This is a genomic window from Paenibacillus sp. J22P90 (genome assembly GCF_059692195.1).
This window is the reverse complement of record NZ_JCAUAY010000005.1, coordinates 21,686-34,038: the sequence shown is the minus strand read 5'-3', so window position 1 is coordinate 34,038 and position 12,353 is coordinate 21,686. Positions and strand designations below refer to the sequence as shown.

Annotated in this window: 11 protein-coding genes; 2 read left to right on the top strand and 9 right to left on the bottom strand. The window is 47.1% G+C overall.

All coding sequences use genetic code 11. From position 1 onward, the window contains the following. Positions 1 to 31 precede the first annotated feature (31 nt). From AC58UX_RS17485 to gpr, 8 genes are all read right to left on the bottom strand, one after another. The gene (locus AC58UX_RS17485; protein ID WP_497255928.1) at positions 32 to 1,573 is read right to left on the bottom strand and encodes a TCP-1/cpn60 chaperonin family protein; all 1,542 of its coding nucleotides are present in this window, start codon (positions 1,571 to 1,573) and stop codon (positions 32 to 34) included. Beyond that, positions 1,570 to 2,598, bottom strand: a complete 1,029-nt coding sequence (gene hrcA, locus AC58UX_RS17480; RefSeq protein WP_497254964.1) for a heat-inducible transcriptional repressor HrcA — start codon at positions 2,596 to 2,598, stop codon at positions 1,570 to 1,572. Before hrcA ends, AC58UX_RS17485 begins: the two co-directional genes overlap by 4 nt. 109 nt (positions 2,599 to 2,707) lie before the next feature. Further along, positions 2,708 to 3,181, bottom strand: a complete 474-nt coding sequence (locus AC58UX_RS17475) for an N-acetyltransferase (RefSeq protein WP_497254962.1) — start codon at positions 3,179 to 3,181, stop codon at positions 2,708 to 2,710. A 141-nt stretch (positions 3,182 to 3,322) separates the two neighbouring features. After that, entirely contained in the window at positions 3,323 to 4,474 is a 1,152-nt protein-coding gene (gene hemW / locus AC58UX_RS17470; protein ID WP_497255926.1) for a radical SAM family heme chaperone HemW, read from the bottom strand. Between the two features lie 82 nt (positions 4,475 to 4,556). Beyond that, positions 4,557 to 6,371 (bottom strand): translation elongation factor 4, encoded by a 1,815-nt coding sequence (gene lepA / locus AC58UX_RS17465; RefSeq protein ID WP_497254960.1) that lies wholly within the window; start codon positions 6,369 to 6,371, stop codon positions 4,557 to 4,559. Positions 6,372 to 6,444: 73 nt separating this feature from the next. Continuing rightward, a complete protein-coding gene (locus AC58UX_RS17460) occupies positions 6,445 to 6,843 on the bottom strand; it encodes a DUF3679 domain-containing protein (protein WP_497254958.1) in 399 nt (132 codons plus the stop codon). A gap of 21 nt (positions 6,844 to 6,864) precedes the next feature. After that, the gene (spoIIP, locus tag AC58UX_RS17455) at positions 6,865 to 8,091 is read right to left on the bottom strand and encodes a stage II sporulation protein P (protein WP_497254956.1); all 1,227 of its coding nucleotides are present in this window, start codon (positions 8,089 to 8,091) and stop codon (positions 6,865 to 6,867) included. Positions 8,092 to 8,271: 180 nt separating this feature from the next. Next, positions 8,272 to 9,270 (bottom strand): GPR endopeptidase, encoded by a 999-nt coding sequence (gpr, locus tag AC58UX_RS17450; protein WP_497254954.1) that lies wholly within the window; start codon positions 9,268 to 9,270, stop codon positions 8,272 to 8,274. A gap of 429 nt (positions 9,271 to 9,699) precedes the next feature. Here gpr and AC58UX_RS17445 point away from each other — a divergent pair, with 429 nt between their 5' ends. Continuing rightward, positions 9,700 to 10,395 carry a DNA-binding response regulator gene (locus AC58UX_RS17445; RefSeq protein ID WP_497254952.1) on the top strand — a complete coding sequence of 232 codons (696 nt, stop codon included), beginning with the start codon at positions 9,700 to 9,702 and terminating at the stop codon, positions 10,393 to 10,395. Positions 10,396 to 10,894: 499 nt separating this feature from the next. Then, positions 10,895 to 11,146, top strand: coding sequence for a 30S ribosomal protein S20 (rpsT, locus tag AC58UX_RS17440; RefSeq protein WP_065850436.1), 252 nt, complete (start codon positions 10,895 to 10,897; stop codon positions 11,144 to 11,146). A 63-nt stretch (positions 11,147 to 11,209) separates the two neighbouring features. On the opposite strand, the gene holA is transcribed toward rpsT, so the two are convergent. Beyond that, complete coding sequence (holA, locus tag AC58UX_RS17435; RefSeq protein WP_497255924.1) at positions 11,210 to 12,229, bottom strand: DNA polymerase III subunit delta; 1,020 nt, start codon at positions 12,227 to 12,229, stop codon at positions 11,210 to 11,212. Positions 12,230 to 12,353 lie beyond the last annotated feature (124 nt).

Here is a 12,353-nt window from a genome sequence, read left to right as displayed (position 1 = left end):
CACGATATATTTGGGTTTAGTTTACCCATCTTTAGTTTTCTTCAAAAGGCTGCTTCATCTTAATCACTGTATGGATGCGCAATACGGCGGCAGCGACTTCGCCAGCCGCTTGCAGCGCGTGAATTTTCACATCGGTCGGATCCATGATTCCAGCCTCCACAAAATCAGTGATCAGCCCCGTATCACAATCAATGCCTAGGCTGTCCGTATCCTGTGTTAGCTGCGCTGCTTTCAGCTCTTCAACCTTCTCGAGCGGATTGTAGCCTGCGTTGACGACGATTTGTGACAATGGCTTGCGCAGTGCCCCCGCGACAGCGGCAACACCAAAGCCCTCCATGCCCTTCATCGTCTCGCGCACACGCTCTAGATCATACGCGACGGCCATCTCCGCTGCCCCGCCGCCGGGCAAGTACCCGCCGCGCACCGCGGCTTGGACGGCTGACGCAGCGTCCTTCGCGATGCGCGAGCGCTCATGCGCCGCTTCGCGCGTCGCGGCGCCAACGATCACGGTCACGTGCTGCTCGCCGTGACCTTGCGCTACGCGCACGCGCTCCAGCCGCTCGTCATACGAGGCATAGCCCGCGTGGCCGAGCGCAGCGCTCAGCTCCGGCGCGCTCTTGCGCAGCGCCGTGCGCCGCACCGGCCTAGCGCCGGTGTGCTCGCTCAGCAGCTGCAGGTCCCTGCGGGACAGCCGCTGCAGCACGAGAATGCCATGGTCGGAGCAGAACTGCTCCGCCTCAGGGTCTACCCCGCGGTCTGATGCGATCAGACCGACGCCAAGCTCCAGCAGCGAGCCAAGGCTGCTGCGGAAGTGCTCCCGGAGCTGCATGTAGCGCTGGAAGCCTGCCTCGGTGACCAGCGATTCCTCGCTGACCGCCTCAGGCTCCAAGGCATCATGCAGCACGAGGATGCGGGCATCTCGGCGCTCCTGCTCGAGATGCAGGTTCATCGGCTTCTGGTTCAGCAGAATGCCGGTCCAGACCTCGCTGCTCGCGTCTTCATGCGCGAGCACGCTGTCCGCGAAGCGATAGCCTTGTTCACACAGCTTCGCTTCACCGACCGCTTCGGCCGCTTGAATGATTAGCTTCGCGATATCATTTTGCTCTCGCCCTGCCGTATAGGCAATGCGATGCAAAGCACGATCAGCAAGCCCTGCGATCCTACGGCTTCGCTTCTGCAAGCCCTCAACAGCCAACTCAATTCCTTGCAGCATGCCCGTTACAACCTTTGCTACGGGAACACCTCGGGTAACTTGAGCAACGCCTTCTTGCACCAAGGCTCCAGCAAGCACTGTTGCTGTCGTGGTACCATCGCCAATCTGACGTTGTTGGCTGCGAGCCACTTGAATCATCAACCTGGCAGCAGGATGGGTAACATCCATTTTTTCCAATATCGTAACACCATCATTGGTAATGATGACATCGCCTTGGCCGCCGACCAGCATCGTATCTAGCCCTTTAGGACCTAATGTACCTTCAACAGCTGAACAGATCGCTCTTACAGCCGCAGCATTATTCACTAGTGTTGAATAGCGTTCTTCACTTTCACCGTGCATAGGTTTGACTCCCGTCATTTGCCATACCAACGTCCTAAGACCAGTTCCATATGCTTCGATAGGTGCTCCATCAAACCGATCACTCGCCCATATTCCATTCGGGTAGGTCCCAAAATACCAATCGTACCAAGCGGTGTACCGCCAAAAGAATAAGAGGCTGTAATTAAACTGCAATTCGATATCGCTTCAATACTATTTTCAGCACCGATTTTAATCTCAATGCCTTCATTGGAAGGTGTAAATAACTTGATGAGGGTTGGCGCTTCTTCCAGTAAGTCAAAAATGCTCTTCACTTTCTCTACATCTTTGAACTCAGGCTGCGTAAGCATATTGGTCATCCCGCTAAGAAAAACACGATCCTTCTCATCGCTCTGAAGCACGCTTTCTACCATACCAAGAAGCTCTTGATAGCCAGTGACATATTTGCTTAATTCATTCGAAATTTCGTTGTAAAGCTTTGATTTAAACTGAACCAATGGCACATTCTTAAGCCTTGTATTCAGAATATTGACGACCTTCTCGATTTCCGACATCGGAATGCCTTCAGGTATCGTCACGGTTTTATTTTCTACATGCCCCGTATTCATGACTAGGATTGCTACAGCCGTAGTATCTGAAATCGGTATGATTTGAATATGCTTCAAGGTCGTACTAAAAACCTCAGGACCGAGCACAATAGACGTGTAATTCGTAAGACTAGATAGCATGCCAGCAACGTGCTGGATAACACCTTCCATCTCTTGAATACGTTCTGCGAAAGCGCCCTTCATGGAGTCCAAATCGTGACTATGCAAGGAGCCGTGCTTCAACAAATGATCGACATAATAGCGATAACCTTTGTGTGAAGGAATACGACCTGCGGACGTATGAGGTTGCTCAAGATAGCCCATTTCTTCGAGATCAGACATTTCGTTACGAATGGTTGCTGGACTAAACCCAACATTCCCACGCTTCGAAATACTACGCGAACCAATTGGCTCCGCTGAACGAACGTAATCATCTATGATAGCACTTAAAATCATGCGCTGGCGCTCTGTCAACATGAGTACCCCTCCTCCTCACTTCTCACTATTTGCCACTTCGTTAGCACTCGTATTTAGTGAGTGCTAAATCCTAATACAAAAATAACAGACCCTAAGGTCTGTTGTCAAGTCAATCCAATCGTTTAAGTACGGCGATTTCATCGCAGCAATACTGTTTTTTGCAATGCATGCAATCTCTCCAAACCTTCTCTGGAAAAATCTCCTTCGGAACAAGTGTAAAGCCGTTTTTTTGGAAAAATGCAACCTCGTAAGTAAGTGCCATAACTTTAATAATGCCTTGGCTTCTTGCTTCTTCTACTAAGAAATTAACAAGCTTGCCGCCGATCCCTTGACCTTTGTAGCCAGGCGTCATCCCAAGTGAGCGAATCTCAACAAGATCTGGTCCCAACCTCGTCAGTGAACCACAGCCAATCAATAATCCGTCAAATTCAGCGACAACAAAGGTATCAATTTGGTCTTGAAGCATTTCTATGCTCCGCGGCAGCATGATGCCCTGCTTGGCATACCCTTGTATAATTTCATAAAGCTTCTCGATATCATCCACAGAAGCTTTTCTAACAGACACCGTAGTTGATGTATTCACGCTCATCCCACCAATCGCACAAAATGCATAAAAGCCACGCTAGCGCCCTGCGGCTTTCCGCTGTTTCGCTTGTGGATTCATGTATAAATATACAACATTCCGTATATATGCACAAGCGTTTTTTGTTCAAAAAGTTCCGTCCTATGTTAGGAAAGAGGCGAACACTTCATTACCAAGCAGAATGCCATGTTTGGACAAACGATACCCTTCGTTGGTTTGCTCAAGCAGTCCTTTTGCCAACCAACCCTGCAGTGTGCTCCCAAACTGAGATTCGATCGTCTCACCGAATTGATCCATGAAATCCTTGTTGCGCACACCTTCTAGCAAGCGTAGACCAACCATCATAAAGTCTTCCATCGCTTCTTGCGGCGTAACCTCGAATTGCTCCATGATCGGCAACCCAATCTTTGTCGCGTCAATGTAAGGCCCAATCCCCTTCACATTCACATGGCGCTGACCATTCATATAGCCATGCGCACCCGCGCCTAAGCCATAATAGGAACGATTGCGCCAATACATCGTATTGTGTCGGCTCTCACGACCTGGCTTAGCAAAGTTGCTGATCTCATATTGCTTATAGCCAGCTCCCTCCAACCGTCGCATGATGAGCTCATACATATCAACTTCCTCATCTTCACTCGGAAGCGGCAGCTGATTTTTGTTGAACAACGTGTGGAAAAGCGTGTTTTCTTCCACTTTCAAACTATAAATCGAGTAATGTTGCAAGTCCAGGGAGAGCGCTTCATCCAGCGTAGCCTGCATAATGCCTACCGTTTGTTTAGGAAGCCCAAACATCAAGTCAATCGATAAATTGTCAAAGCCCAGCTTTTTCGCGTTAGCAATACTTCTGTGCACATCATCTGTATTATGAATACGGCCGATCGCCGCTAAGATGTCATTATTAAAAGATTGCACCCCGAAGCTAATCCGATTGACGCCGCCAGCTTTCATTACTGCCAGTTTATCCTCGTCCGTCGTTCCCGGGTTCGCCTCCATCGAAAACTCAACTTCCGCGCTGTCCGCTGGAAAATAAGTGCGCACGATGCGTAAGAAGCGTTCCATTTGATCTGGAAGCAGTACGGTTGGAGTTCCACCGCCGACGAAAATCGTCTCCACCTTGTGCGGTGGATGGTTGCGTACGGTAAGCTCCATTTCACGCTCAAGCGCATCTAAATATTCCATCACTGGTTGACCTTTGAGCACGTACGAGTTGAAATCGCAATAGTGGCATTTATTCGTGCAAAAAGGGATATGAATGTACACCGCTGTTGGCGCTGTATGGGTAACTAACATAAGGAGTGTTCCTTTCATGGTCACAATTGAGAAAAAGCCAAGGGACAGCGTATGCTGCCACCCCAGCTTTTGATACTTGCTTCTATTCGTCGATTTTCAGAACAGCCATGAACGCTTCTTGCGGCACTTCTACACTGCCGACTTGCTTCATGCGTTTCTTACCTTCTTTTTGCTTGTCTAACAATTTACGCTTACGAGAAATGTCACCGCCGTAACACTTCGCAAGTACGTTTTTACGCATCGCTTTAACCGTTTCACGCGCCACGATCTTCTGTCCAATCGCCGCTTGAATCGGCACCTCGAACATTTGCCGCGGGATGAGTTCCTTCAGTTTATCACAAATGATTTTTCCACGGTTATAAGCCGTATCACGGTGAACGATGAAGGAAAGCGCATCGACCTGCTCCGAATTGAGCAAGATGTCCATCTTAACAAGATTGGATTTCTTGTAGCCGCTGACTTCATAATCAAAGGACGCATAACCCTTTGTCCGAGACTTCAGCATGTCGAAGAAATCGTAAACGATTTCTGATAACGGAATCTCGTAGGTCAAAGTAACACGATTCGTGTCCAGATATTCCATGTTCAAATACTCGCCGCGTTTACCTTGGCAAAGCTCCATAATTGTCCCAACATAATCGTTGGGTACGATAACGGAAGCTTTCACATAAGGCTCTTCCACGAAGTCGATACGCTGCGGATCCGGGTAGTTCGACGGGTTATCAATTTCCATAACGTCGCCATTCGTTAATGTAATGCGATAGATAACGCTTGGTGCCGTTGTAATCAACGGAATGTTAAATTCGCGCTCGATACGTTCTTGAATGATCTCCATATGCAGGAGACCCAAGAATCCGCAACGGAAGCCGAAGCCAAGAGCCGTTGACGTTTCAGGTTCAAACCGCAAGGAAGCGTCATTCAGTTCAAGCTTTTGCAGCGCTTCACGAAGATCGTTGTAATCCGTCGTCTCGATTGGATACAATCCGCAGAAAACCATTGGATTGATTCGACGGTAACCTGGCAGCGCTTCTGGTGAAGGGCGATCTGCTTCCGTTACCGTGTCACCGACACGGGTGTCTCCAACATTTTTAATACCAGCTACGATAAAACCAACATCTCCAACTTCAAGAGAAGGAACGGATGACATTCTTGGTTTGAATGCGCCGACTTCAATAACTTCGAATACTTTGTTCGTCGCCATCATTTTGATTTTGGAGCCTGCTTTAATTGAACCATCGACGACACGCACATACACGATAACGCCTTTGTAGCTGTCATAATGGGAGTCAAAAATCAAAGCCTTCAAAGGTGCATCAGGGTTACCTTGAGGAGCTGGTACCTGCAAGCAAATTTGTTCGATGATCTCTTTAATCCCGATTCCAGCTTTAGCAGAAGCAAGAACGGCAGCGCTAGCGTCAAGTCCGATCACATCTTCGATCTCTTGCTTCACTTTCTCCGGGTCCGCACTTGGCAAGTCAATTTTATTAATAACAGGTAAAATCTCTAAATTATTTTCCAATGCAAGATACACGTTCGCTAGTGTTTGAGCCTCAATTCCTTGAGCCGCGTCAACAACTAACAGTGCGCCTTCACAAGCCGCAAGACTTCGTGATACCTCATAGGTAAAGTCTACGTGTCCTGGTGTATCAATCAAGTTAAGGATATAATCCACACCATCGTCAGCACGGTAAGCTAATCTCACCGCTTGCAGCTTGATGGTAATTCCGCGTTCGCGCTCCAGGTCCATCTGGTCGAGAACTTGCTCTTGCATTTCACGTGAAGACAATGCACCTGTATATTCCAGAATGCGATCAGCTAGTGTTGATTTACCGTGATCGATATGAGCGATAATTGAAAAGTTGCGAATTCTTTGTTGTCTTTCTCGAATGTCCGTCATGCTAAAGACTAACCCCCACTACATGCAAATAATTTTCATTATAGCAGTTGTGGGAAGTTGGAGCAATGCACACCTACCCTTTGCCTAAAACAAGATCAAACAAGGAAACAAACAATTTAATGCCATGATGCGCCGTAATCTGCAAAAGTTCACCCAATTTGTTCCCCACACGGTTCAGCGAATTATCTTGAATGGCAACAGGATCAGCCTTTTGTTCAACGGGTTGTTTGCCTTTAGCAGTCGTGTCTTTCACGGCGGGAGTAGGCGTAGGTGTTGTTTTTACCACCGTTGTCGTTGTCGTTGCTTTCCCAGGTGCTTTAGTAGGAGCCGCTTGTACCGTTGCCTTGGAGGAATGCTGAGGACCTTCAATTCGTTCCATGCCGCTTGATGCCAGACTGACGCCGAACAAGATACAGAACAGCAGCAGTAAACCAAACAAGCCAACCTTGATATAAAAGTGTCTCAGCCTCATCTTGGTTCCTCCTTAGCTAAACTATGATTTCTTAGGTGTTACAGGTGCATCTACTTTTTTGGCGTTCAAAATAACTTCCGAAATCGCTTCCGCCAGCCAGTCTGTCGTCCGGTAGCATTCTTCCAAGGTGTTATAGGGGCCGCCTACCTCAATCAAAATGCTATTTGGCGAAATGTTCTGATTGTACAAGCCGTTGCCCTCACTGGCTTCTTTCGCATGAATCCCCTTCGATACGCCAGGGTGCTTCTCTTCGAGCACTTGATGAATTTTGCTTGCGAATTCCTCGTTCTTTTTCCAATTCGGGTTTTTTCCCCCGATAATAAAATACACCTGAGCAACATCCTTACCGTCAATCGTTGCCGTTGTTTTATTGCGTGCCGCAGAGTCCCGATGAATATCAAAAAAGTATTCTAAATCCTTGTGCGATGCGATCGCTTCCTGAAGTGTTTTGGCCGAATATTTGTAGGAGTACGGATATTCAAAGCCTTTGACAGTGCTAGGGTACACGGTTGAGGAATGAACGGCACCAATCCCGACCTTCTCTAGATTCATAGCTAGCCGTTGGCCGACTGAGATGATATTCACTTTATCACTGTAGGCTTTATCCGGGTCTGTGACCCCTTTCAGCTCTGGAAGGAATGACTCATTACTATGCGTTTGATAGATAAAAGCAACATTATCGCCTGCGGTTTTGGGTGGTTGACCGATTGCATTCGGTGAAGGGGCTGCGCTGCTAATCGGCGTTGGCTCAATGGTAGGCGTAGGAAGCGGAAATTTTGCCTCTGCCTCCAAATTATTAGATCCTGGGTTTGCATCAAAAGGAGCGCTTGGATTCGTGTCGCTGCCTTTCACCAACACCGTTGATTTATTCAAATCCATGCCAGGCACTTCACTTGCGACTAAGCTTTTCGGATCACTTGGATTAATATTCGTCATCATTTGAAAAGCGAAGTGAAACACGTTGTGCTGGGAGAAAGTGAACTTCTTCTGATCCTTATTTAAATGAGGGACTTCCATACCCAGCATATCGATGAAAAACTGATTTGTGACGGATGCGGCGAGACCTTTCATAGAAGAAACCGGCGAGGTCGTCATTAACTTACTTTGCAGGACGCCACCCAGCCCAATAAGCACAAAAAGAGCAAAGGTCGAGGTGCTGAGTACGATAAAGGTTTTCCCGACGGAACTGGCGCTCTGAAAGGTTTTGCGAACTTGGCTGAAATTCCATGTGGTAGATATCCATTTCATAGTCTCCATGCCTCCTAAACTATCTTAATTCAATCTATGAAACGAGCCCGAACGATAGAACTAGTTTCGCTAGTTTTTTTAGTAGAGATGAATTAGGAGGATCATATAAACATCGTGAAGTGTTGAAACGACAAAAAGAACCGCTCCCACTTTTACGTGGGCTCAGTTCTTTATTTGCATTTAATGTGTATAAGCAGCTACATTGTCGGCATCCACTGCATCATGTAGCGCTGCATTCAACCCGCTGGCAATGATATTCGCAATGTCCTCGATAAACTGGTCAATTTCCTTCGGCGTAACGAGTAGATCATGCCCTACAGGGTTAAGCACCTCTTTGACTAGCTGCAATCGCTCATCTTCATTGATGTTATCCAGAAGCCCGAAAATTTGACCCGTATTATTCGTTTGGCCACTGAAATGCTTCTGCATCATATCAAAAGCATTGTTCACAATAGTCGAAGCGTAGACGACAGTTGGAACACCTATCGCAATAACAGGAATACCCAGCTGTTCTTTCGTCAAGCCTTTGCGCTTATTGCCGATGCCCGAGCCAGGATGGATGCCTGTATCCGCAATCTGAATGGTCGTGTTAACACGATCCAAGGATCTAGAAGCGAGCGCATCAATGGCGATGATGAAATCAGGCTTAGACTTATCAACAATCCCTTGCACGATGTCGCTGCTTTCAATCCCTGTTGTGCCAAGCACCCCTGGCGCTACAGCACTGACCGGCCGATAGCCCGGGCTCACATCTTCAGGCACAAGCTCAAAATAATGACGCGTCACCATAATATTCTCAACGACGAGAGGGCCCAAAGCATCCGGTGTGACGTTGCCGTTGCCCAGCCCGATAATAAGGGCTTTTGCATTTTTCGGGATACCAATCTGTAGCAAAAACTGCTCAAACTCCTGAGCTAGCTTAGTCGCCACGCGATCTTGCAGCTGGCTGTCTTTCTCGCGCAGCGCAGGCACTTCAATGGTTATATAATGACCAAGCATCTTGCCAAGCGCTTTGGATCCTTCTTCGTTCAGGACGTTAATTTTGGTAACGCGGATGCCGTTCTCCCGCGTAAACTCTTGCTCAATCCCCGGAATCGGCTGTCCCTGATTGGCTGCATGGACCATATCCCTTGCATCGAGGGCAAGATCCGTTTGTGTGTTAAATACACCTAAATCCATTGGAGATCCCCTTTCTCACTTGCGCTGTATTGTTTATTGTGTGACAGATTGAATTCGGTTATTCGATTTTATCGAACTAATTCCGCTACCCGCGGTAGAATCCTAGATTAGTTCGAGTTTGCCTAACTAAATTGCCATATACAAGCCACTCACCAGAAAAATGTGCTTTTAGTTCGGCAGAATCTGACTATTTGCCTTTTTTCAAAGGGAATCTCCCGTTTAGTTAGGGGAATTCCAACTAAATCAAGGAATGCGGGGCGTGAGGAGCTAGCCGCGGGTAAGGTACAGTAATTAAAGGCATTAGAAGACCACTTGTCAGATTGGCATAGTGATGATAATCTCAATGTAGTTGAATAGATTTTTACACGCAAAGCATGCGCCGTTTCCTTGACTCTTAAAAGTCGGGGACGGCGCTATTTTCATTTTTGAATGGAGAGTGTTGAAATGACCTTGAATCAGTTTGATAGCGCGCACCAAGAATGGCTTAATGGACATTTACACAAAAGAAAAGGTGAAGCCCGAAGGAAATTACAGAGCGGGCATGCCTTCGCTGAAAAAGAATTTCTGCGAATGCTTTGGTGGCAGGCGTTTGGACATTTTAATTATTTGCATCCAGAATACGAAGTTGTGGATTTCGCGGACGGGAAAAGGTATCTCGACTTAGTATACATCCGATCTGGTATTCGTATAGCGATTGAGATCGACCCCTTCGGAACTCACTATGAAAAGATGGATCGACGCCAATACTCGAACCAATGGGTACGGCACATGCATCTGGTGAACGACGGATGGATCATCGTTCGGATCAGTTTAGATGACATCAGGGAACGTCCACGGCTTTGGCAGGCGCTGCTTCAGCAGCTTATTGGAAGCTTATTCGGGGATCACGATTCGACTCCATGTGAATTAAGCAGTCAGGAAAGAGATATTCTACGACTCGCGTTACGACTAAATCGCCCTCTTAAGCTCTTGGACGTCAAAGAAGTGCTTCAATGTGGATACGAAACAGCAAGAAAACAAATTCGTCTCCTAGAGGAGAAAAAGTGGCTTCGCCCCGAAGTCAAAGGCTCCACAAGGGTTCACTCTTGGCTTGTTAATACGACTCGCAGACCGCCATTGTTATAATATCGGTTCTCTCAAGTTTCTCTCCCTTCCTCTCCCTACTCCTACTTGGTCCTTCCCAGCTCTATCTACATGTGTCACACTATACGCGCACCTGCCCGATCCGTCCCATTCTACTCCCCGGTCCCCCATTAGTCCGAATTTACCGAACTAAATTCACCATCCGCATCATCATTTCTCAATTAGTCCGACAATGCCTAACTAAATCGCAATAAATATGCCGCTCAGCAGAAAAATGGGGATATAGTTAGGTAGAATCCGACTATTTGCCTTCTGCATTCCGAAATCCCCGATTTAATAAGGTAATTTCGGACTAACCCAGATTCCACCAAGTTCCAAATTGCGCAGCTGCAATGCAGCGTGAAGGAATAGCTACACATGACCACTGAAAACCTATTGACAGCTCTTGCATTTTGAAATATTGCGTGGTAGAATACTTAAAGTTGTCAGCAAACATACAAATGTAACGTTGAACGTGTTTTGTAAGTAGGAGGTGAATTTCATGCCAAACATTAAATCCGCTATTAAACGAGTAAAAGTTAGCGAAAAGCGTCGTCTTCGCAACGCTTCCCACAAGTCCGCTTTGCGTACTGCTGTGAAAGCTTTCGAAACAGCTTTAACCCCTGAAGCTCTAGTTTCTGCTTCCAAGAAATTAGACAAAGCTGCTTCTAAAGGTTTAATTCATAAAAATGCCGCTAACCGCAAGAAGTCCCGTCTAGCTAAAAAGCTAAACGCTCTTACGGCTCAAGCGTAATACACGGACATAAAGCAAAAGACTAATCCTCCTTGGAGAATTAGTCTTTTTTCATTTTCCTCCCTAGGCAGCCAGCCTAAGAAGGAACAATTCCAACCCTAAAACTTTATCGATTTTACCTGTTTTCATTTGTAAATCCAGATCAGCCAGCTCGCCCATAATACGGCTTAGCTTCTCCCCATCATATTTCCGCGCTTGCCCTTCCGCCACTTTTACTGCAAAAGGATGTAAACCAATCTGTGAAGCCATCTGCTGCTGCGAGTAGCCCTGCTTCCCGAGTTCTTTGACCTGCAGCATGATACGGAACTGTCTGGCGATGAGTGAAGCGATTTTGATCGGCTCCTCGCGTTGCTTCAATAGTTCCTCCAAAATCACGAATGCCCGTTCTAACCGCACATTTACGATATCCTCAATGAGAATAAACACATTCTGTTCCGTGCTCCGCGCGACCAATTGATCAATGATGTCTGGTGTCGCCTGACCTCCAGCTCCAACATACAAGGAAATCTTCTCTAATTCCGCCGATAACGATTGCAAATTACCGCTCGTGTAAAGAATCAACTGATCGGCAGCGCCGCCAGTAAACGTAAAACCTAGCGTACTCGCTTGTTTGGCTACCCACTGAGTCAACTCCTCAGGACTCAAGGAAAGGAACGGCACAGCGGCTTCCATGTCCTTTAAAGCTTTCACGATCTTCTTACGCTCGTCCAATTTATCCGCATCCACGGTGAAAACCACAACCGTATGCTCCGCGGGTGACTTTAAATAAGCCGTTAAGCGATCTAGATTGTGATCAAGCTTCGTATTTTCCTTTGCCCCCGTAAAGAACAACGCATTTTTCGCAATGACTAGCTTCTTTGGCACCATAAAAGGCAACGTTTCCGCATCATCTAACGCAGATGACAGCGGCATTTCACTTAAGTCGAACTTGCTCACCGCAAATTCACGATCTTCTGGCCCCATTAATGAGTCGGTTAAAATTTGAATAAACTCGCGCATTTTATATTTCTCAGGCCCGTAGCACAAATAAACGGGTGCCGGGCGGCCTGCCTGTATATCTTTTAATGCTCTTTTCGCGTCCATGGCTGGCATTCACCCCTCCTGTTCATTTTAACAACAACAAAGGGATTACGTCAAAGTCCGAAGACCTTGAAGCAATCCCTTTGCCAGTCTATTTAAACACCGACTTAAGGCCCTAGAAACCTTA